20 protein-coding genes are annotated in these 20,749 nt (G+C 49.8%); 12 read left to right on the forward strand and 8 right to left on the reverse strand.

What is annotated here, in order from left to right; all coding sequences use genetic code 11:
* The first annotated feature begins 51 nt into the window (after nt 1-51).
* The 5 genes from ACXAGL_RS13030 (at nt 52) to ACXAGL_RS13050 (ending at nt 6,227) form a co-directional block, all read left to right on the forward strand.
* Nucleotides 52-783 (forward strand): MBL fold metallo-hydrolase, encoded by a 732-nt coding sequence (locus ACXAGL_RS13030; RefSeq protein WP_474991335.1) that lies wholly within the window; start codon nt 52-54, stop codon nt 781-783.
* 65 nt (nt 784-848) lie between these two features.
* A complete protein-coding gene (locus ACXAGL_RS13035) occupies nt 849-1,850 on the forward strand; it encodes a lipoate--protein ligase (RefSeq protein WP_474970362.1) in 1,002 nt (333 codons plus the stop codon).
* Nucleotides 1,851-1,994: 144 nt separating this feature from the next.
* Nucleotides 1,995-3,533, forward strand: a complete 1,539-nt coding sequence (locus ACXAGL_RS13040; protein WP_474967818.1) for a fatty acid--CoA ligase family protein — start codon at nt 1,995-1,997, stop codon at nt 3,531-3,533.
* A 126-nt stretch (nt 3,534-3,659) separates the two neighbouring features.
* On the forward strand, nt 3,660-5,207 hold the full coding sequence (locus ACXAGL_RS13045) for a bifunctional metallophosphatase/5'-nucleotidase (protein ID WP_474991336.1): 1,548 nt from the start codon (nt 3,660-3,662) through the stop codon (nt 5,205-5,207).
* A gap of 84 nt (nt 5,208-5,291) precedes the next feature.
* A complete protein-coding gene (locus ACXAGL_RS13050) occupies nt 5,292-6,227 on the forward strand; it encodes a hypothetical protein (RefSeq protein ID WP_474991337.1) in 936 nt (311 codons plus the stop codon).
* A 307-nt stretch (nt 6,228-6,534) separates the two neighbouring features.
* Here the strand turns inward: ACXAGL_RS13050 and ACXAGL_RS13055 are convergent, their stop codons facing one another.
* Nucleotides 6,535-6,999, reverse strand: a complete 465-nt coding sequence (locus tag ACXAGL_RS13055) for a DUF3939 domain-containing protein (protein WP_474967821.1) — start codon at nt 6,997-6,999, stop codon at nt 6,535-6,537.
* Nucleotides 7,000-7,287: 288 nt separating this feature from the next.
* On the opposite strand from ACXAGL_RS13055, the gene ACXAGL_RS13060 reads away from it, so the two are divergent.
* A complete protein-coding gene (locus ACXAGL_RS13060; protein ID WP_474991338.1) occupies nt 7,288-7,815 on the forward strand; it encodes a competence protein ComK in 528 nt (175 codons plus the stop codon).
* On the opposite strand, the gene ACXAGL_RS13065 is transcribed toward ACXAGL_RS13060, so the two are convergent.
* Nucleotides 7,736-8,152: a YhjD family protein gene (locus ACXAGL_RS13065; RefSeq protein WP_027956510.1), complete on the reverse strand. Its 417-nt coding sequence runs from the start codon at nt 8,150-8,152 to the stop codon at nt 7,736-7,738. The genes ACXAGL_RS13060 and ACXAGL_RS13065 overlap by 80 nt on opposite strands.
* 211 nt (nt 8,153-8,363) lie before the next feature.
* On the opposite strand from ACXAGL_RS13065, the gene ACXAGL_RS13070 reads away from it, so the two are divergent.
* The 5 genes from ACXAGL_RS13070 (at nt 8,364) to ACXAGL_RS13090 (ending at nt 17,462) form a co-directional block, all read left to right on the forward strand.
* Entirely contained in the window at nt 8,364-9,011 is a 648-nt protein-coding gene (locus ACXAGL_RS13070) for a TVP38/TMEM64 family protein (RefSeq protein WP_474967823.1), read from the forward strand.
* A 54-nt stretch (nt 9,012-9,065) separates the two neighbouring features.
* A complete protein-coding gene (gene lepB / locus ACXAGL_RS13075; RefSeq protein WP_474967824.1) occupies nt 9,066-9,605 on the forward strand; it encodes a signal peptidase I in 540 nt (179 codons plus the stop codon).
* Between the two features lie 372 nt (nt 9,606-9,977).
* A complete protein-coding gene (gene addB, locus ACXAGL_RS13080; RefSeq protein ID WP_474991339.1) occupies nt 9,978-13,475 on the forward strand; it encodes a helicase-exonuclease AddAB subunit AddB in 3,498 nt (1,165 codons plus the stop codon).
* Complete coding sequence (addA, locus tag ACXAGL_RS13085; protein WP_474971863.1) at nt 13,475-17,194, forward strand: helicase-exonuclease AddAB subunit AddA; 3,720 nt, start codon at nt 13,475-13,477, stop codon at nt 17,192-17,194. Before addB ends, addA begins: the two co-directional genes overlap by 1 nt.
* Complete coding sequence (locus ACXAGL_RS13090; RefSeq protein WP_474991340.1) at nt 17,178-17,462, forward strand: HNH endonuclease; 285 nt, start codon at nt 17,178-17,180, stop codon at nt 17,460-17,462. The genes addA and ACXAGL_RS13090 overlap by 17 nt, the downstream gene beginning before the upstream one ends.
* 68 nt (nt 17,463-17,530) lie before the next feature.
* Here the strand turns inward: ACXAGL_RS13090 and ACXAGL_RS13095 are convergent, their stop codons facing one another.
* The 6 genes from ACXAGL_RS13095 to ACXAGL_RS13120 all read right to left on the reverse strand — a co-directional run bounded on the left by ACXAGL_RS13095 (nt 17,531) and on the right by ACXAGL_RS13120 (nt 19,462).
* The gene (locus ACXAGL_RS13095; protein ID WP_027956504.1) at nt 17,531-17,749 is read right to left on the reverse strand and encodes a spore germination protein; all 219 of its coding nucleotides are present in this window, start codon (nt 17,747-17,749) and stop codon (nt 17,531-17,533) included.
* A 63-nt stretch (nt 17,750-17,812) separates the two neighbouring features.
* A complete protein-coding gene (locus ACXAGL_RS13100; protein ID WP_474971862.1) occupies nt 17,813-18,181 on the reverse strand; it encodes a spore germination protein GerPE in 369 nt (122 codons plus the stop codon).
* On the reverse strand, nt 18,174-18,401 hold the full coding sequence (locus tag ACXAGL_RS13105; protein ID WP_474967829.1) for a spore gernimation protein GerPD: 228 nt from the start codon (nt 18,399-18,401) through the stop codon (nt 18,174-18,176). Before ACXAGL_RS13105 ends, ACXAGL_RS13100 begins: the two co-directional genes overlap by 8 nt.
* Nucleotides 18,398-18,958 carry a spore germination protein GerPC gene (gene gerPC, locus ACXAGL_RS13110; protein WP_474971861.1) on the reverse strand — a complete coding sequence of 187 codons (561 nt, stop codon included), beginning with the start codon at nt 18,956-18,958 and terminating at the stop codon, nt 18,398-18,400. Before gerPC ends, ACXAGL_RS13105 begins: the two co-directional genes overlap by 4 nt.
* A gap of 44 nt (nt 18,959-19,002) precedes the next feature.
* On the reverse strand, nt 19,003-19,230 hold the full coding sequence (locus ACXAGL_RS13115) for a spore germination protein GerPB (protein WP_474967831.1): 228 nt from the start codon (nt 19,228-19,230) through the stop codon (nt 19,003-19,005).
* A gap of 10 nt (nt 19,231-19,240) precedes the next feature.
* A complete protein-coding gene (locus ACXAGL_RS13120) occupies nt 19,241-19,462 on the reverse strand; it encodes a spore germination protein (RefSeq protein ID WP_474967832.1) in 222 nt (73 codons plus the stop codon).
* Nucleotides 19,463-19,547: 85 nt separating this feature from the next.
* Between ACXAGL_RS13120 and ACXAGL_RS13125 the strand changes: the two genes are divergently transcribed.
* A complete protein-coding gene (locus tag ACXAGL_RS13125) occupies nt 19,548-20,738 on the forward strand; it encodes a DUF418 domain-containing protein (RefSeq protein ID WP_474991341.1) in 1,191 nt (396 codons plus the stop codon).
* The last annotated feature ends 11 nt before the right edge of the window (nt 20,739-20,749 follow it).

Genomic DNA, 20,749 nt, shown 5'->3' on the forward strand with positions numbered 1-20,749 from the left:
ATAAAACAAAGCATATTTAGGCGGAATTTTTTTAAAAAGGGAGTGGATGATGTGAAAGTGACGATTATCGGATACTGGGGAGCCTATCCGGCGGCAGGAAGTGCGACCTCCGGATACTTGTTGGAGAAGGATGGATTTACGATGCTTGTCGATTGCGGAAGTGGTGTTTTGTCGCGACTGCAGCAGTACAAAAAAGTGATGGATCTTGATGCTGTCCTTTTGTCTCATTACCATCATGACCATATAGCGGATATCGGACCGCTGCAATACGCGATGCTCGTTCAGAACACTCTGCATGAAACGAATCAGAAGCTTTATCTATATGGGCACAAAGAAGACAAACAACAGTTTGAGCGGCTGAGCCATCAGTATACAGAAGGCGTCGGCTATGATCCTGGAGAAACGCTGAAACTCGGACCATTCACGATTGACTTTCAAAAAACCTCCCACCCTGTTCCTTGTTATGGTATGCGGATCAGTGATGGGGACAACACGATTGTTTATACAGCGGACACGAGTTATTTCGAACCGTGGGGGGATTTTGCAGAAGGGGCGGACCTGTTGATTACAGATACGAACTTCTATCATGGAATGGATGGGACCGGTCCGGGGCATATGACCAGTACAGAAGCTGCCACCATCGCCCGGGATGCCGGGGTGGATACGCTCTGGCTCAGTCATCTTCCACATTTCGGGGATCATACCCGCCTGCGTCAGGAAGCCCGGAACGTTTTTCAAGGAACCATTCAGATCGCAGAGGAAGGTTTATCCTGGAGTAAATAGATTGTTTCTCCTTTTCTAAACGATTACAATGGTACATGGAATAAGGACTGGAAAGGATGAAAGCCATGCTTTTTATAGACCACGAAGGCATTAATGATCCCAGGATTAATCTGGCGATCGAGGAGTACGCCTTAAAAAATCTCGATATTAATGAAACCTACTTACTGTTCTATATCAATGAACCGTCCATCATAATTGGGAAGAACCAAAACACGGTGGAGGAAATCAACACCAATTATGTGGAAGATAACGGCATTCATGTTGTACGCCGCCTGTCCGGTGGGGGAGCCGTTTATCATGATCTCGGAAACTTGAATTTCAGCTTCATCACGAAGGATGACGGAGACAGCTTCCATGATTTCGCTAAATTTACGAAGCCGGTGACAGAAGCCTTGAAAAAGCTCGGTGTAAATGCGGAGTTGTCCGGGAGAAATGACATTACCGCAGAGGATGGCCGGAAAATTTCAGGGAATGCCCAGTTTTCTACACGAGGGCGGATGTTCAGTCATGGAACGTTAATGCTGGATTCTGAAATCGAAAACGTCGTATCTGCGCTGAATGTGAAAACAGAAAAGATCAAATCCAAAGGAATCAAATCGATCCGCAGCCGCGTTGCGAACATCTCTGAATTTCTCGAAGAGCCGATTTCCATGGAGGAATTCAAACACCTGATTCTCCGCTATATTTTTGATGTGGAGGATGTGAAGGATGTACCACAGTATAAGCTGACTGCCGAAGACTGGGACAACATCCATAAACTTGCCGATGAGCGCTATAAAAACTGGGACTGGAACTACGGCCGTTCTCCGAAGTTCAACATCCAGCACACCAAGCGGATTGAAGGAGCAGGGAGTTACGATGTCCGTCTTGATGTGTCTAAAGGTACCATCCAGAACGCAAAAGTGTTTGGAGATTTCTTCGGTGTCGGTGATATCCATGTAGTCGAGGATACATTGATCGGATGCAGGTATGAACGCCAGGCCATCTCTGAAGCTTTGGATGAGGTGGATATTTCCTATTACCTTGGGAAAATTTCAAAAGAAGACTTTTTGAACATCCTTTATTAAAAAATTCCCGGTCTCTTTTGAGGGGGCCGGGTTTTTCCTATTTCACGTTTAGACATAAGTTGATAAAAAGTTTTCAGTATTTTATAATTAATTAGAAAATACAAATGGTGAATGATTATTCATTCATAATAAGGGGGAGCATGCATGAATTTAAGCGGACAGCTGATGCTGACGGCTCAAGAAAACCCTGACAAGGATGCCTATATTTTTCAAGGTCATTCGGTCAGCTACAAAGAGTTCGATGCGTCCGTAACGAAATTCGCTTCAACGTTGTCCAGGCTTGGCTATGGGAAAGGAGACCATGTGGCTTTGGTAAGTGGGAACAGTCCTCTGTTTATGATCGGCTTGTACGGAGCCCTCCGTGCGGGGACGACTGTTATCCCAATCAACCCGACCTACACCGCATCAGAGATTGGATACATTTTAAAGAATGGGGATGTCAAAGCTGTCATCACAATGGATGTCCTTTTGGAGATTTTTGAACATTTGGATCACCAAAGCGATGTGGAGCATTATTTTGCTGCCGATACGAACAGCGGTATGGATTTGTCCGCATCTTCCTTGTCTCCAAAAATGAAATCGTTTACAAAAGCGGTGGAGGAAGGCAGCCCGGCTTTTGAGGGACCGCCCCTTGAGGATGAAGACACGGGAGTCATCCTTTATACCTCAGGAACGACCGGGAAGCCGAAAGGTGCGATGCTGACCCACCGGAATTTATATTCCAACGCCACAGATGTGGCGGACTACCTGGAGTTTTCTTCCGATGACCGGGTCATTGCCACACTGCCGATGTTCCATGTTTTCTGCCTGACCGTCTGTTTGAATGCACCGCTTATGAATGGAGGCACCATCCTCGTCATTCCGAAGTTTTCCCCTCAGGAAGTATTTGCTGTGGCAGATGAACATAAAGCTACCGTGTTTGCCGGAGTGCCGACGATGTATAATTATCTGCAGCAGACAGGCAGCGATCAGGTGCAGACCTTCCGGCACATGCGTCTGTCCATCTCCGGCGGCTCATCGCTGCCTGTATCCCTGCTGGAATCTTTTGAACAGCAGTTTCACGTACGGATCTCAGAAGGGTATGGATTGTCGGAGGCTTCGCCGGTCACTGCCTTCAACCCGCTGGACCGTCCGAGAAAAGCTGGATCAATAGGGAGAAATATAAAAAATGTAGAAAACCGCGTCGTGGATGAACTAGGAGAAGATGTTCCTGTCGGCGAAGTCGGAGAGTTGATCGTCAAAGGTCCGAACGTGATGAAAGGCTATTACAAAATGCCGGAGGAAACTGCTGTAACAATCAGAGATGGCTGGCTTTATACCGGCGATATGGCCCGTGTAGATGAAGAAGGGTATTTCTACATTGTGGACCGGAAGAAGGATATGATTCTTGTCGGGGGCTATAATGTCTATCCAAGAGAAGTGGAAGAGGTTTTATACAGCCACGAGGACATTACAGAAGTGGCGGTCGTCGGTGCGCCGCACCCGGAGCTTGGGGAAACGGTCATCAGTTTTGTTGTTTCCAGGAATCCGTCTCTCCGGGAAGCCGAACTGCTCGCTTTCTGCCGTGAGCGGCTCGCCAAGTATAAATGGCCGTCCCGAATTGAGTTTCTACACGAACTTCCAAAGAACACAACAGGGAAAATATTAAGAAAGAACTTACGCAAGCAGCTCACCAGCTCTTAATCATTAAGCCGTTCCGGTTTCATTCAGCCGGAGCGGCTTCTTTAATTTAACAATCATTTATAAGAACTTAAGACCCCGTTTATTTTCTCTTGATACTTTAAAGAGGAATAAGGAAGGGGTGGGTGTATGAGAACGTTCAAACGTCGAATGCCGCTGCTGTTGGGGCTGCTGCTTGTTACAGGTTTTCTGCTGGCTGCTGAAACGCTGTATTCCGAGGAGCCCGTGGACATTCAGCTTCTCGGTGTCAACGATCTGCATGGTCAGCTGGAGGCAGAACTGACCTTTGATGGAAAGAAAGCGGGAGGGGCTGAATACCTGGCCGCTTACTTGAAAGCCTATGAGAAGGAGAACCCTCACTCTCTTATTGTTCACGCAGGAGACATGATTGGTGGAAGTCCGCCAATTTCTTCTTTGTTTCAGGATGAACCAACGGTCGAATGGATGAACAGGGTGGGCTTTGATGTTGGAACACTAGGAAACCATGAACTGGATGAGGGAGTAGAGGAAATGACGCGCCTGCTTGACGGGGGATGGCATAAGCAGACGGGGACGTTTTCTGGTTCGACCACCCCTTATACTGCTGCAAATGTCGTGGATGAATCGACAGGAGAGCCGCTGCTTCCTTCCCACATCATTAAAGAAATCAAAGGTGTGCCTGTCGGTTTTATTGGAGTGGTAACGACAGACACGCGTGATTATGTCCTCGAAGAGAACTTGGAAGGCGTCAGGATTACGGATGAAGTCACGGCGGTCAATGAAGCGGTTCAGGAATTGAAGGATAAAGGGGTTTCTTCCATTATTGTTCTCGGCCATGTTTCGGCTGCATCTGACAAGTCCGGCACAAAAGGATCTGAGTCCTTTGTAGAGATGGCCGGAGCCATTGATGATGAAGTTGATGTCCTGTTTGCAGGGCATAACCATACGTATGCAGATATTGAAGTAGATGGAAAGCTGATTGTTCAGGCGTATTCGTACGGCCGGGCATTTTCCAAAGTCGATTTGACGATCGACCCGGCCACTCAAGATATCGTCAATAAAGAAGCAGAGATTATTGTGACCTACCACGAAGGGATGGACCCGGATCAGGAGACAAAGGCATTGCTGGAGCCGTATCAGGCTCAGATCGAAGAGGAGTATCACCAGGTGCTGGGAGAGGCGGAACGTGGTTTGTCGAGGAAGAAAGACGAAAAAGGCCGTTCTGCACTCGGTGAGCTTGTAGCCGGTTCACTGAAGGAGAAGATGCAGGCGGATATGGCATTCGTGCATCACGGTGGGATACGTCAAAGTATCCCTCAAGGTCCCATTCAAGCTGTGGACCTGCACTCCTCGCTTCCTTTCAAGCATTATGGGGTCAGTCTGACAATGACCGGCGAACAGATTGAAGACGCTCTGCTTGAACAGTGGAGCGAAGGACGGACGAACAGGGTACAGCCATCAGGGCTGACATATGAGTGGGAGAAGAACGACGGAGTGATTTCTGTATATAACCTGCGGGATCAAGACGGTGAACCGGTCGATCCCGAGCAGACCTATACGGTCGCTGTCACCCAGTATCTGGCTTACGGCGGAGATGGTTTTGAAGCTTTCGGACGTGGGGAGCTCCTGCGTGAAGGTGAGCTTCTTGTGGATATCGTGTCAGATCATATCGCTGAAAACAACCTGTTGGATGAGTAGACTGCCTATTACGGCAGTCTTTTTTTCATGGATGTGAAACGTTCATGTGGGTGGGGTCGTAAAAAAGGAAAGGGGGAATGAAACGTGGAGAAACAATTATCTCGATTGATGGAAGCCAAACAGGACGTACATAGGCTGGAACGTTTGGAACGTGAACATCACCAGCTGGAAAAAGAGCTTCAGGAGGCACGCGGAAAAGAAGCCCATTTCGCTCGTAGACTGGAGGAGGAAAAAGAGGATGTGGAAAAGCTGGAGCGTGTTCGTTTGAGTCGTCTATTCGTTGTCCTTACCGGCCAAAAGCAGGACCGGATGGAAAAAGAAAAGCAGGAAGTGGTTGAGGCTGGTGTGAAATGGCGGGAGGCTGAAAAGTCCCGTAAGGACATCGAAGGGGAAATACGTCATATTGAAGAACGGATGCAGAGCCTGAGCGGGGTGCGGACGCGCTATCGTACGCTGTACGAGGAACGAAAAGAGGCGCTCGTCTCCGGCGGCGGTGATAAAGGAAAGCGGCTGCTGGAAATTAGTGAGAAGCGCTCGCAGCTTCTTGCAGAGCGGACAGAAATTGAAGAAGCCCTGCAGGCAGGAAAGGAAGCGCACAAGGCTTTGGAGACGGCTTCGGAGTTTTTGACGAAAGCGGAAAACTGGGGAATGGCCGATATGCTTGGCGGGGGTCTTCTCACCACAGCGGTGAAGCATTCCAGAATGGATGAGGCAGAAGAAGCTGTTCATATGGCCCAACAGCATTTGCGGAAGTTTGCAAATGAAATGGCGGACATCGGCGAATTCGCCGATGTGGACCTCCGAATCTCTGAAGGATGGACGATAGCTGATTACTTTCTGGATGGTTTGATTGTGGATTTATTTGTACAGAATAAAATCCAGCAGTCCCATGAAGAGGTACGCAGGATTCGAAAGCAGACACACGACTCTCTTGTTGATCTCGAGTCTCTGCAGCGGGATTATGAGAAGAAAGAGACGGTGTGGAAGGAAGAGCAGGACGAGCTGATCAAGTCCTCGTGAGGGAAGGTCAAATGTCATTTCTTAGTAAATACGCAAGGAGTTGCGGGAAACCGCAACTTTTTTTCGGTGATTATGAGCGGAAGATATATTACAATAAAAACAGATAAGCGGTGATGCTTATTGATCTCAAACCATTTGCGATTGGTTGTCGTAAATGGGTCAGTAACTTGTTACTGATGAGTGTAATGAAAAGAATCTTCCCTCTCAGAAGAACTTTTCAAACAATTTATTCCCTCACTCAAAAGTTAACCAGTCGTCTCTTTTGGCCAATGCTTCCTATGAAGCATTGGCATTTTTTTGTCTTTTATTATTCCGGCTTTTTATAGGTGATCATAAACTCCTCGTCTGTGAGATAAAAGTCGCGATTCGGGCGGCGCTGTAACAAATCATGTTTTTCCAGCTTATAATAATTTATCCGTTTAAAAGGGTCATGATCAATGACAGGAAGTTCCTGAGTCTGTTTCATGTATTGATCCACGGCATATTGAACGAGGTCCAGATCCTGAGCTAAGTCAAGGGCGTCTTCTTCGAACAGTTCATAAGTTTCTCTGGACATATAGTAGTTCTTCTCCGGAAGTCCCTCGAGATATGGCGCCAGCAGGTCATAGTCCAGTGTCAGGTCCTGATTGATGAGGACGCTCAAGGGAACATCTCCTGGTTTGTGATCAGCGAAGGCGTGAACGGCCTTGCGGACATCATGGATCGATAAGTCACGGACTTCCAATGTTTGTTTTCTGCCGGCTTGTGAAGGTTTCTTTTTACGTTTCCACATGAATAGTCTCCTTTCTTTGGAATGGAGGGAATGAGGTGCCTGTGATGAAAGGTCAGCCTGAACTTGAGGTGTTTACACTGCTCAATCCGGATTTCGGACAGAAGGGGGAAGAAAAGAAAGACGCTTACCCCGAAGGCAGCGGCTGTTAACTGTAGTATAGCAGATATGGATATTTTTTTGAGAATGTTTAGACTTTTTTCTTAGTTTTTGGTAGATTGAAGAAGAAAAGCGGTAAGATCGACCTGCAGGGAGAGTTACCGCTGTCTAAATGAGAAAGGGTGTTTGTGGATGACGCATGTGCAGAAAACAGAATACGAAATCAATCCGAAGACGATGGCGCTGGTTGCTGTCCAGCAGGATAATGGACAAGTCTTTACCGAAGTTGTGGAGCGGGAAGAGCGCTTTTATGTGCACGCGGCTCCCAGTACGATCGTGGATGATTCCTGCCGTTATTTCGCCAGCAGTCTGGACGGGCGCATGGCCGGGACGAAACAACTGACAAGCTACACACATAAACCTCCGATTGTCATCTCCGAAGCGATGGGTATTTATTTCTTCCCTATTATTTCCCCGAAACGAAAAGAATGCTCCTGGGTCGCCCACAAATATATCCGGACCTTTAACGGTGAGCGTGATAAAACGACGACGGTCCATTTCGGACAGGGCACATCCGTCAATTTTCCTGTTTCTGACGGGATGTTTGCCAACCAGGTACAGCGCACGGCTCATCTGCGCGTTATTCTCGAAGACCGTTTTCGTGATGGGCCGGCTGCCTCTGAGCGACGGGCGGACCGGATTGCTGAGACCTTTTCATAAGCTCAAATAGAATGTTTTCCACCTTTTTGCGGATGGCCGGGTTGAAGTAGTTCCGCTTTTCCTCATAGCCGTGGGCAAGGAATAGAAAAGACGTGAAGGAATCATTGCGTCCGGACTCCACAACCTGGATCTTCATGGCATCCATCTGTTTTCTCAGCTCTTTTCTTTCCTGGCGCGCTTCCAGCTCCATTTTACCGAGCAGCTCCATGTACGGCTCCTTTATTTTGAATTTCCCCTGTTCCACGTGTTTCCGATCCTGCCTGATGACTGTAACCGCCATAGATAAAAACAAGTAGCGGGAAGCGAGATCCAATTCTTTCTGTTTTAAGTACCTCATGTCATTCCCCTCCGAATACGAACAAACGTTCCTGTTCTGTATTATACCACGCAGACATCCTTTTTATGCAACCTGTTTTTTTGAAGAGGTTAAAAGTGGCAGCGGGAGAAAGAAACGGAAATCTTGATTAAACAGACTGGGCAGAGGGGATACCTATCCTATAAAATAAAAAGAAAACCCCTCTTCATAGGTGTACATAAGGAGCTTCATCATGGATGCTGTATTTGAAAAAATCAATCAATGGCGGCATTTAGCTGAGAACGATCAGCTGTTTGATTATATCATCCGCCAGCTGGAGGAGCTGGATCGCCTCGGTCCGCTTCCCGGCATTCTTCTTCCCCTGCTGGAAGCTTTTCTTCCTGTTCTCCCCTTAGTGGCCTTTGTGCTGGCCAATTCGGTGGTGTACGGGCTGTTCCGCGGATTTTTATATTCCTGGATCGGCTCGGTGATCGGTGCGGTCAGTGTTTTTCTTATCATCCGCAGGCTCGGGGATAAAAAGCCGTTCCGTGCCATTACAGAACAGAAGCAGGTGAAACGGGTCGTCGTATGGGTGGAGGAACACGGTTTCGGGCCTTTGTTTCTGCTGATGTGCTTTCCCTTTTCGCCTTCCGCCGTCATCAATGTCGTTTCCGGTTTGTCCAAAGTCAGCCGGCAGCAGTTTATTCTTGCTGTTCTATTAGGAAAATCGGTGATGATCTTCACCATCTCCTATGTCGGCTCAAGCATTGCTTCATTCGCCCAGAATCCGGTGAAATCGATTGTCGTCGGTATTTGTATTCTTCTATTCTGGATTCTCGGAAAATATCTGGAGGGGCGGATTCAAAGGAAGGCGGAGCGGAAAGTGCGCCGCGACGATTAAGTTCGTTCCATTGCGGGTAAAATGTGGATAGACCAACACATGGAGGAGCAGACCATGAAAAAATACCTGAAGTGGATACGGACTGTCCTGCTTGCCCTTCTGCTGGCGTTTGTTTTCCGTTCCTACTTATTTGCGAGTTATGTCGTCGATGGGGAGTCTATGGAGCCCACCCTGTATGACGGCAATCTTTTGATGGTGAACAAAGCGGTGTATGACTGGAGCGAAATAGACAGGCAGCAGGTCATTGTGTTCCATGCTAATGAAGATGAAGACTATGTCAAACGGGTCATCGGCATTCCTGGTGATGAAATAGAGTTTAAGAATGACCAGCTTTACGTGAACGGTGTCCTTATGGATGAAAGCTACCTTGATGATCTTCGTCCCAGTGACGGCCTTCCTTTTACGGAGGATTTTACGCTGGAGGAAGTGACAGGGTCCACAACGGTACCGGAGGGGCAGTTGTTCGTCATGGGGGATAACCGCAGAGACAGTCTGGACAGCCGCTACTTTGGTTTTGTTTCGGAAGAGACGGTTGTCGGGAAAGTGGATGTCCGCTACTGGCCGTTCAGTCAGGCTGGAATACAGTTTAAATAGCTGGGAAACGGCTGCAGCGAACTTGGGCAGGAAGATCATCTGTCTGCCCTATTCCTGTATACGGCCCTGCAGAACCTTCCACATGCCTTTGCGCAATGAGGGGCTCAACAAAGGGGATCATCTGTATAAACAGATGATCCCCTTTTTATTTTTCAACAGGGGGAAAACACAGGTGGAGGAGAATCCGTTTCGATCCTGAAAGGAATCATCCTTTCCGCTCCCGTGGGAAAAGCCCGGCAGGATGATCTTCCCAGAGGAAACAAAGACTTTCTATACAAAGCCCTTCCTTTTTGCAGAGTCATGGGATTCTTCATTTGGTGGGGAAAAGTGATAAAATAGAAGCAGTATGGAAGAAAGAAGGGAGCGGAAAAGATGGGTCTGCGTTTTTTAATCGGCCGATCGGGAGCGGGAAAAAGTACGCGCTGCCTCGATGAAATCGAGCAGCGTCTGCAGGAAGCCCCGCGCGGTCCGGCCATTGTCTATATTGTGCCTGATCAAATGACGTTCCAGCAGGAATACGGGCTGCTGAAACGCGAAGGCATGCAGGGATCGATCAGAGCCCAGGTCTTCAGCTTTTCACGCCTCGCCTGGCGTGTGCTTCAGGAGACGGGCGGGGGAACGAGGAAGTTTATCAGTTCAACAGGCGTTCAGATGATGCTGAGGAAAATTGTAGAAGAGCGCACATCCGACTGGCGCGTCTTCCAGAAGGCTGTGGAGAAGCAGGGGTTCATTGCTCAGTTGGAAGGGATCATCACCGAATTCAAACGGTACCGGATTACACCTGATGATCTTCGTTCCCAGATGGATGCGTTGGAGCAGTTCGTTCATTCCACCAGTCAGGAAGAAGGACTGAAGGAAAAGCTGGACGATCTTTTCTATATTTACGATAAACTTGTAGATGCTCTAAGAGAGCAGTACATAGACGGAGAGGATCAGCTTCAGCTTCTATCTGAAAAAATCGGGGAAGCCGGTTATTTAGAAGATGCGGACGTCTATATTGACGGTTTTCACAGCTTCACCCCGCAGGAATACGGGGTTATCGAAGCGTTATTGAAAAAGGTGAAGAATGTCCACGTCACTCTTACGACCGAGAACCCGGAAGAGACAGGGAATTCAGAGCTGGATTTGTTTTATGAGACGAAACAGACCTACCTTGACCTGAAAAGGACGGCCGAGGAGGCGGGCACGACAGTTGATGACGTGGAAGTGCTTGATCATACTGCGGGCCGGATGAAAGATAATCCTGCTTTCCTTCACTTGGAGGAGTATTATGATGTGCGCCCGGCTGAGACTTATCCTGATCAGGCCCCTGTGACGGTTGCGGAAGCCGTCCATCCGCGGGCGGAAGTTGAAGGTGTCGCACAGAAAATTCTTGAGCTTGTCCGCGACCAGGGCTATCGGTTTAAGGATATGGCGGTGTTGATGCGGGAGCCGGATGTGTATCACAGTTTGATTGAGACCTTGTTTGATGATTATGGTATTCCTGTGTTTATTGATGAAAAACGGACGATGCTCAACCACCCGATGATTGAACTGATTCGTTCGGGACTGGACGTCGTGGAAGGAAACTTCCGTTATGATGCGGTGTTCCGTCTGTTAAAGACCGGATTTATTCCAGCCTCCCATCCGCGCTGGCCGCTGACGGAGGATGCCATTGATGAACTGGAGAACTATGTGCTTGAATACGGCATACGCTCCCGAAGTCAGTGGTTTTCGGAAGAACCTTGGGTATATCAGCGGTTCCGCGGGTTTGAGCAGGCGTCCAAGACAGATGAGGAGAAGGAAAAACAGGACCGGATCAACGCCTACCGGGAGCAGGTACGCGAGGCGCTGCAGTCCTTCGATGACCAGCTGCGTGCGGCAGAGTCTATTGAAGGCAGAGCAGGGGTGCTGTATAAATGGCTTGAAAACCTTCGTGTTCCAGAACAGCTGGAAACGTGGCGGAACGATTATGATGAACGCGGAGAGATTGAGCGGGGGCGTGAACAGGAGCAGGTGTGGGACGCATGTCTGCAGCTGTTGGATGAAATGGTGGAAATGGCCGGAGAGGAAAAAATGTCGCTGCAGGTCTTCCGGAAAACACTGGACAGCGGGCTGGAGGCTCTCACGTTTGCCCACGTTCCTCCGAGCATGGACCATGTCATTATCGGAAGTGTTGACCGTTCCAGGATGACGGGCATCAAAGCCGGGTTCCTGCTCGGTGTGACGGATGGGATGTGGCCGATGAAGCCGCCAGGTGACGGAATGATCTCCGAACAGGAGCGCTCGCTTCTCGCTGAGCACGGATTGAAACTTGCCGACGGAAGCAGCCGGCAGCTGCTGGACGACCGTTTTTACGTGTACCTTGCTTTGACGATGGCTTCTGAGCAGTTATGGGTGAGTTATCCGTTGAGCAACGAAGAAGGAAAATCGAAAGTGCCTGCGCCGCTCATTCAGCGGATCGAAGAACTGTTCCCGCGCTGCGCGGAGCATGAATTGTGGCAGGAGCCGGATGATCTCCACGATGCACGCCGGTTTATTACCAATCCGGCAAAAACACGATCAGCGTTGACGGCCCAGTTTTCCAGATATTTAAAAGGGTATATGATGCAGCCGGTCTGGTGGGAGCTGCTCAACTGGTACATCGATCATGAGCCGGCCCACGGGCTGACGAACCGCGTGCTGCAAAGCCTCTTTTATCGAAATCAGCCGGTCGATTTGAAAGAGGAAACGACAAACCAGCTGTTTGATAAAAGGCTGAAAACGAGTGTCTCCAGACTTGAGACGTATCACCGCTGTTCCTACCAGTACTTTGCCCAGCACAGCCTCAACCTGGAAGAGCGGCGTACGTATAAACTGGACGCCCCGGATATCGGGCAGTTATTCCACGAAGCGCTGAAGCAGATTACCGAATGGATCAAGGAGGAAGGGCGCGATTTTTCCCAGCTGCAGCGTCCGGAGACGGACCAGTATGCGGAACGGGCGACAAGCTACCTTGCTCCAATCCTGCAGAACCAAATATTGAAAAGCTCCAACCGCTATCAATATATTCAGAAGAAGCTTCAGCAGGTCATTGCGAGAGCTGCTTTCGTCCTCAGTGAACAGGCCCGGAAGAGCAGCTTCTCTCCCGTCGGCCTTGAGCTTGGTTTCGGGACGGAAGGTGCCGAGCTGCCCCCGTTATCTCTTGATCTGCCGAACGGCTATGAACTGATGCTGCGCGGACGGATTGACAGGGTCGACAAAGCTTTGTCTCAGGAAGATTTGTTTCTTAGAATCATTGACTATAAATCAAGCAGCAAAGGCTTGAACCTCGTCGACGTTTTTTACGGCCTTTCTCTGCAGATGCTCGCGTATCTGGATGTCGTCCTGACGAATGCGGAGCAGTGGCTCGGCATGAATGCTTCACCGGCGGGGGTCCTGTACTTCCACGTACACAACCCGATGATTACCGGGAAACAGCTGCTGCAGGATCAGCAGATCGAAGAAGAAATCTTTAAGAAATTCAAAATGCAGGGGCTCCTGCTGGAAAATGAACGCGTTGTCCAGATGATGGACACGGGTCTTGACAAGGGATACAGCCAGATTGTCCCGGCGGCTCTGAAAGCGAACGGCGGCTTTTACAAGAGTTCAAAAACGGCCGATGCCGAACGTTTTGAACAGCTGAAAGCCTATATCCGCGATTTGATGGGCCAGGCAGGGACGAAAATTACGAATGGAACAATTGACCTGGATCCCTATCAGAAGAAACAGCAGGTCGCGTGTGAGCACTGCTCGTTCCGTTCCGTCTGTCAGTTTGATCCGACCCTTGAGGGGAACGAGTACCGCAAACTGCAGGACTTGAACGATGACGATGTGTTGGCACGACTGGCTGGAAGAAAGGAGAATTCATAATGGTCAGCTGGACAAAAGAACAGGAGCGGGCCATTTACTCGCACGGCTCCGATATCCTCGTAGCAGCGGCGGCTGGTTCTGGAAAAACGGCCGTCCTCGTTGAACGGATCATTCAAAAGCTGCTGCATAAGGAAAATCCCGTGGACATCGATTCCCTGCTTGTTGTGACCTTCACAAACGCAGCCGCTCAGGAGATGCGGAACAGGGTCGGACAGGCCCTTGCAAAAGCCCTTGAGGACAATCCGGGCTCCCATCACTTAAAAAAGCAGCTGGCTCTGCTGCAGAATGCGTCGATTTCAACGCTGCACGCCTTCTGTATGGACGTGGTGCGCCGGTATGCCTATATGCTGGACCTTGATCCCGGCTTCCGTATTGCGGACACAGTAGAGGCTGATCTTATCCAGCAGGAAGTCCTGGAGGATCTGTTTGAGGACTGGTACGGCAGAGATGGAGAAGAGCAGGAACGGTTCTTTGACGTTGTGGAACGGTTTTCCAGTGACCGCAGCGACCTGGATGTGGAGAAACTCGTGCTTGATCTTTATACGTTTGCCACACAGAATCCGTGGCCGGACCAATGGCTTGATCAAATGGCAGCCATGTATGATGTGCGGGAAGATGAGGAAGAAGAAAAGCTGGTGTGGCTCGACCTGCTGAAACAGGAAGTATCCAGCCAGCTGAAGGCGATGGAAACCGAGGCCCGGCAGATGCTCGATCTCACCAGGGAGCCGGACGGCCCGTATGCATACGGAGAAACCGCAGAAGGCGATCTTGAACTCATCCAGCAGGCGAAGGGGGCGCTGGCCCATTCGTGGTCTGAGCTTCAGGCGTTCATGGAAGGACAGAAATTCAAGGCTCTTTCCAGAAAGAAAATGGACGCAGATGAAGAGAAAAAGGATGAGGCGAAGAAAATCCGCGACCGGTATAAGAAGCGGTGGAATGAGCTGAGGGACGAGTGGTTTTCCCGCACCCTGGAAAGCTATCTGAAGGATATGAAGGATCTGTATCCGGTCATGGAACAGCTGGTCATCATCGTTAAGGACTTTAAGCAGCGCTATGAGCAGTTGAAAAAAGAAAAGGCGATCGTCGACTTTTCCGATCTGGAACACTACTGCCTCAATATCCTCCTTGATGATTCCGCCTCCTCTGAGGAACTGGCAGCTTCGCCGGTGGCGGAGGGCTTTCAGCGCCAGTTTTCTGAAGTGCTGATTGATGAATATCAGGACACCAACCTTGTGCAGGAGACGCTGCTCCGTCTGTTGACCGAAGGAAAAGACGCCGGTCATCTCTTCATGGTGGGCGATGTGAAGCAGAGCATTTACCGCTTCCGCCACGCCGAACCTTCGTTGTTTTTGAATAAATACAAGGCTTACGCTGCGGATGGAAGTGTGGGGGAGCGTATCGATCTCGCCCGGAACTTCAGAAGCCGGAAGCAGGTGCTGGATGCGGCGAACTACATTTTCCGTCAGGTGCTCGACGAGGAAGTCGGGGAGATGGAATATGAGAAAGAAGCCGAACTCATTTACAGCAACACGATTTATGATGAACTGACTTCGGATGATACCGAAGCAGAGCTTTTTGTTATTGACCGGGAGTCCCAGGAGGGGGACTCGGAAGATGACGAAGCCTACAAAGATTTGGAAAAGGCGCAGCTGGAAGCACGGGCCTACGGAAAAATGGTCCGGCGCTGGCTCGGGTATGAAGGCGGGGAGCCTGCTCAGGTCGTCGACAAGGAGACTGGAACGAAGCGGTCGATCCAATACAGGGACATCGTCATTTTGATGCGCTCCATGACCTGGGCTCCGACAATCGTTGATGAACTGAAACAGCAGGGGATTCCGGTTTATGCGGAACTTTCAACCGGATATTTTGAAGCGATCGAAATCAAGGTGATGCTGAGTATGCTGAAGGTCATTGATAACCCGATGCAGGATATCCCGCTAGCTTCGGTATTAAAATCGCCGATTGTCGGACTGGATGAGGATGAGCTTGCGCAGATCCGTCTGGCGAAGAAACGCTCGACCTACTATGAAGCGATGCAGGCTTATGTGGGAAACAATGAGCTGGATCGCAAAGTGGATGATTTTCTCAAATTGTTGAAGAGTTTCCGCGAACGGGCGCGCCAGGGAGCGCTGTCAGAGTTGATCTGGGAGATTTACAGAGAAACAGGCTATTACGATTTTGTCGGTGGTATGCCGGGTGGACGTCAGCGTCAGGCCAACCTCCGTGCCCTGTATGACCGGGCCCGTTCCTATGAAGCAACGTCCTTCCGGGGATTGTTCCGTTTTCTACGGTTTATTGAGCGGATCGAAGAGCGGGGCGATGACCTCGGGGCGGCCCGTGCGCTCGGTGAGCAGGAGGACGTTGTCCGGATCATGACTATTCACAAAAGTAAAGGGCTGGAATTTCCGTTTGTCATTCTCGGAGCTGTCGACAAGCAGTTCAATATGATGGATTTGAAAAACCGGTACCTGCTTCATAAAGATTACGGGTTCGGTACAAGATATATTAACCCGCAGAAGCGGCTCATGTATCCGACACTTGCCTATCACGCGTTGAAGGAAGCGAAGCGCAGGGAACTTCTGGCTGAGGAAATGCGGGTCTTGTACGTGGCCTTGACGAGAGCAAAGGAAAAGCTTGTTATGGTCGGAAATGTTGCTTCTTTTGATAAAAAGCAGAAAAAGTGGCAGCTGGCGGCCGATGTCAAGGACTGGGTCCTTCCACCACATGACCGGCTCGAGGCAAAGTCGTACCTTGACTGGATCGGTCCTGCCTTGATCCGTCACCACCAGGCAGATGAGCTCCGTGGAGGAATAGAAGTGCAGACCGCTGAATCCATCCAGTATGACCACTCGCAGTGGAAGGTTCATATCGCCCACGGAAGTGAGTTCAATGTGCTTGACGAAGTGATGGAAAAGCGGGATGAAGAACTGCAGACGGCGGTTGAGGAGTGGACGAAGGTGGACGTGGAAGCTGATGTGGATCCTTCTTATGTGGAGCGGCTGAACTTTGTCTATCCTCACGAGCAGGCCGCTTATACGAGAGCGAAGCAGACAGTAACGGAAATGAAACGCCAGCGGGAAACGCTTGATGAATACGCCGGCGACCAGCTGGTCATTCCTTACCGCGCCCCGATTGTCAGGCGCCCGCGTTTTATGCAGGAAGAGAAAAAGCTGACAGCAGCGGAGCGGGGAACAGCCATGCACACCGTCATGCAGCATCTTCCTTTGACAAAAGTATGGACAGCAGCCGAAGTAGAAGAGTATGTGGAACACCTGGTGCTCAAGGAAATTATGCGCCGGGAGGAAGCCGATGCGGTGGACCCCGAAGCGGTCGCGCAATTTTTCCATACGTCTGTCGGGGCCATGGTGCTGAAAGCAGAGACGATTGAACGGGAGATCCCCTTCAGTTTGACGCTGCCGGCCCACGAAGTGTATGCCAAGTGGGAAACAGAAACAGAGGAGCAGGTATTCATCCAAGGGGTGATTGATGTGGTGATTCCTTATGAGGATGGATGGATGATTCTTGATTATAAATCTGACCAGATTCCCGAGCAGGGAGAGAAGGCCGCACAGAAATTGGCCGATCGTTACCGGATGCAGCTCGGGTTATATAAAACGGCTCTCGAAAAAATCTGGAAGCAGCCGGTACGGAATACGTGCCTGTACTTCTTTGATGGACCACTCGAGGTGGAGGTGGAGACCGATGGAGGGAACGTGTGAGCTGTGTGGCCGCTCGCCCGTGAAAACGACGGAGCATCACCTGGTTCCAAGGCAGTACGGTGGTGTGGAAGGACCGACGATTTGGCTGTGCGGTGCCTGCCACCGTCAGATTCATGCACTGTTTACGAATGCGGAGCTGGCTGGTTTTTATCACACACCTGAACGCCTGAAGGATCACCCTGCCATGCAGAAGTATTTGCGATGGGTGAAAAAGCAGGATCCGGAAAAGAAAATAACGACGAGAAAATCCAAGCGAAGGAAACGTTGAAAAACCGGGGACGCCCCCGGTTTTTTTCTGTCTGAAAAAAAGCAGCCCCTGTTTCCACAGGTGCCGCTTCAGGCGTTGGCTGTAATATTCTGGTCGGCAATGTCCGGATCAAAGGGGTTCGTGGAGCTGAGTCCATTGTTGGTAATAATCCAGTTGCCAGTATTCAATGCTCCGGATCCGGCATTTGTTTTGGACGTCGCTTTAGGAGATAAATAAAACGAGTCTCCGAAGTTGACGACCCCACCTCCTACGCTGTTAATGCTGATCGGACCGACAATCGCAGGCATAGCAGTGCCTCCTTTTTGAGTACGGTTCAAGCCATATACTAACAACCTATGCAGCCGCAGGGGTTATGGTTCATCCTTTAGAATTCGGAAGTGTTTCGTATAACTGAGCGCATCGATATGATCGATCCCGCCGGTTTGAAAAATCCCCGCCGTTGATACACCGACGACTCTTACGTTATGGATGATGATCGGATTGTTTTGAAACGTGAACGTTTCTACATTCAGAGGAAGGGGAGGGGGAGGGCTTTTTAAAGAGAAAATGGAAAAATCATCAAACTGAAATACGTCTTCTTCGAACGCAGGTCCTTCTTTCTGCACAGCCAGCACGCGCGAATTTGGCGAAGCTTTATACACATCACCGATATCAGCGATGGAGCCGATCGCAAGCGATTGAATTTCGATATCGTTCGTATAGACCATCCGTTTAATCATCGGCCGGATGCTCATCCTCTCGTTCTGTTTCTAAGCCGGCATCGGCTTCAGCATCCACTTCTTCGAACGGTCCGATAATCAAAGATTCCGGTGGCGTATCAAAAAAAGACTGCAGACGTATGGTTTTGTTATCACCGATCAAGAAGACTGAAGAGGCTGCGACCCCTGTAACATGGATGTTTCCTACATGCAGCCCGTAATTGTGGACGATATGATTCATCCTTGACCATCTCCTTCGAGGTTATCGAGATACTGGGCAATGGAATGCTGAATCTCCGCCTTCACTTGATGGAAGATCTTCTCCGGCGGTGATTCCGGGTTTTCACTCCGGTAATATTCAAGACGCTGAGGCAGCTGCTTCCTTATGTCGGCAATCATCCGCTCTTTGTGAGCGTCGGAAATCTCCCTTTCATGATCCCGGCAGTACTGGTTCATCCAGCCGGGAATATCCGAAACCATATATTCGTGCAGAAAATGAAGGGACTGCTCATCCGTTTGAGGCAGTTGAGGATGCTGTCCCTGCCCGTTGTATAGATCCCCGATGTCGGAAAGGTCGCTGCCGCCCGGGGTCAGACCAATCTGAAGCGTTCCTTCGAGTGTTTCAATTTTAAGCTGATCAAAGTGGTACTCAATTTTTTCAATGACGGTTTTTGCAGGGGGTTCTGCGGACTGGAGTTGATCGATTTTCTTTTGCAGCTGATCAATCATTTGCTGCTGCTGTTCCATCTGCTTCATCATCTGGTCCACCCATGCCTGCCAGGAATAATACGGGTTCAACTCCACTCACCTCCCTGTACCATCCTATGAAAAAAAGAGGACAGCTATGTTATCGAAAGAGGGACGAGTGTTCCAGGTCCGAATTCAGGGATAGATACCTCCCCGTCTTCCGGCTGCGCTTTCTTTCCAGGTGCCGTGTATCCACCGGAATTGTACAGTTCTGATTTTGACTGAATCACCCCGGAGCTTCCAATTTGAACGACGGAAGAGTTGGCGACACTGCCGATTCTCAATACGTGAATGTAAATCGATTGATGTACGGTTATGTTCATAACATTCCTCCTACGCATTCCCTATAATAGGCTGATCGATATTTTCAGAGTCATTGACGAACGTATCCGACCGGTTGATGTGGATGCGGATGCCGTCGCCAGTGTTGAAGGAACCGCCGCCGGCAAAGGTCTTGGCGGCCGCTTGAGGCGCCATATAGTACACATCACCGATATTGAAGATGCTCGAAGACGAAAGAGAGATGACTTTGACAGCTCCTACTTTGGCAGGCATAGAAAAACTCCTTTCTATATCTTATGAAACCTCGTTGTTTAAATAACGTAAGAAAAGTAAAATAAAGGTCAGAGGAGGAATACATATGAATACAAAAGCGTCTCCCCTCGGGGATTCAGGAAGGCTGAACTGGATTGATGCCGCCAGGGGCCTGGCGATCCTCGGGATTTTCATGGTGAACGTCCCGGCCTTTAACGCCCCGTACTTCCTATACGGCGGGCAGGAGGAATTCTGGTCCTCTTCGGTGGACCAGACGGTTCAGAGTATCGTGGATATTTTCTTCCAAGCCAGTTTCTACACCTTGTTTTCCTTTATGTTCGGGTTTGGGATTCAGATGATGAAGGACCGGCTCGAGGAAAAAGGGATTCCGTATATGCCGGTCATTTACAGACGGCTTTTCGTTTTAACTGGTTTCGGAATGGTGCACGCGTTTTTAATCTGGCACGGAGATATCCTGCTCAGCTACGGGGTGCTCGGGCTTATCCTGCCGGTCTTTTTTCAAGTGTCTCCCGGATTTCTGCTTGGCTGGGCATTCGGTCTGCTCGGGATTCTCACGCTTCCTTTTACGCTTGCCCTTTACGTGACCCGGGGACAGTTTCAGGGATCTGTGAATCGTCCCGCGATTGAGAGCGCGTTGAGCCATTATGGGAATGGTTCTCTGTTTGATATCTGGCAGCAGAACCTTACAGACTGGCAGTATGCCAATGCCATCGGCAATCTTCCATTTTTAGTGCTGAGTCTTGTGCCGATGTTTCTATTAGGCATGTATGTGTGCCGGAAGCGGTGGCTTCATGAGCCGGACGCCCACAGGAGTACGATCCTTAAGGTGTGGGTGGTTACAGGCATTCTGTTTGTCACGTTGAAAGCCGGTCCTCACTTCTATGGGAATCCGTTGTGGTTCGGCCTTATGCAGGACGGTGCCGGGGGCTCTGCTTCCGCTATTTTTTACGTCTTATCTATTACTCTATTGTTCCGCACGGAAATGGGTGCCAGACTGGCCTCCCCGTTGGTATGGGTGGGACGGATGTCGTTGTCCAATTATATTCTGCAGTCCGTTTTCTGCTTTGTGCTGTTCTATTCCGCCGGCTTCGGGTTGTACGGTCAAGTGTCGCCTGCAGCAAGTATGGGGATTGTTATCCTGTTTTACATCGTTCAAGTATTCCTCAGCCGGTTCTGGCTGAAAAACTACCGGTACGGTCCGTTGGAATGGCTGTGGCGGACGCTCACCTACGGACAGAAGCAGCCGAATAAACGCCGGAAAAAGGCGGTTTCTTAACAGGAGGCGGA

The sequence above is a fragment of the Halobacillus sp. ABA4_118 genome, from assembly GCF_056160205.1.

Excerpts from the sequence above, each read along its gene's own strand:
- lepB (WP_474967824.1), top strand. The coding sequence starts at position 9,066 with ATGAAAAAATACCTGAAGTGGATACGGACTGTCCTGCTTGCCCTTCTG.
- ACXAGL_RS13120 (WP_474967832.1), bottom strand. The coding sequence starts at position 19,462 with ATGCCTGCCAAAGTAGGAGCTGTCAAAGTCATCTCTCTTTCGTCTTCG.
- addB (WP_474991339.1), top strand. The coding sequence starts at position 9,978 with ATGGGTCTGCGTTTTTTAATCGGCCGATCGGGAGCGGGAAAAAGTACG.
- ACXAGL_RS13115 (WP_474967831.1), bottom strand. The coding sequence starts at position 19,230 with ATGAACATAACCGTACATCAATCGATTTACATTCACGTATTGAGAATC.
- ACXAGL_RS13090 (WP_474991340.1), top strand. The coding sequence starts at position 17,178 with ATGGAGGGAACGTGTGAGCTGTGTGGCCGCTCGCCCGTGAAAACGACG.
- addA (WP_474971863.1), top strand. The coding sequence starts at position 13,475 with ATGGTCAGCTGGACAAAAGAACAGGAGCGGGCCATTTACTCGCACGGC.
- ACXAGL_RS13105 (WP_474967829.1), bottom strand. The coding sequence starts at position 18,401 with ATGAATCATATCGTCCACAATTACGGGCTGCATGTAGGAAACATCCAT.
- ACXAGL_RS13035 (WP_474970362.1), top strand. The coding sequence starts at position 849 with ATGCTTTTTATAGACCACGAAGGCATTAATGATCCCAGGATTAATCTG.
- ACXAGL_RS13055 (WP_474967821.1), bottom strand. The coding sequence starts at position 6,999 with ATGTGGAAACGTAAAAAGAAACCTTCACAAGCCGGCAGAAAACAAACA.
- ACXAGL_RS13040 (WP_474967818.1), top strand. The coding sequence starts at position 1,995 with ATGAATTTAAGCGGACAGCTGATGCTGACGGCTCAAGAAAACCCTGAC.
- ACXAGL_RS13070 (WP_474967823.1), top strand. The coding sequence starts at position 8,364 with ATGGATGCTGTATTTGAAAAAATCAATCAATGGCGGCATTTAGCTGAG.
- ACXAGL_RS13065 (WP_027956510.1), bottom strand. The coding sequence starts at position 8,152 with ATGAGGTACTTAAAACAGAAAGAATTGGATCTCGCTTCCCGCTACTTG.
- ACXAGL_RS13045 (WP_474991336.1), top strand. The coding sequence starts at position 3,660 with ATGAGAACGTTCAAACGTCGAATGCCGCTGCTGTTGGGGCTGCTGCTT.
- ACXAGL_RS13060 (WP_474991338.1), top strand. The coding sequence starts at position 7,288 with ATGACGCATGTGCAGAAAACAGAATACGAAATCAATCCGAAGACGATG.
- ACXAGL_RS13100 (WP_474971862.1), bottom strand. The coding sequence starts at position 18,181 with ATGATTAAACGGATGGTCTATACGAACGATATCGAAATTCAATCGCTT.
- ACXAGL_RS13125 (WP_474991341.1), top strand. The coding sequence starts at position 19,548 with ATGAATACAAAAGCGTCTCCCCTCGGGGATTCAGGAAGGCTGAACTGG.
- ACXAGL_RS13095 (WP_027956504.1), bottom strand. The coding sequence starts at position 17,749 with ATGCCTGCGATTGTCGGTCCGATCAGCATTAACAGCGTAGGAGGTGGG.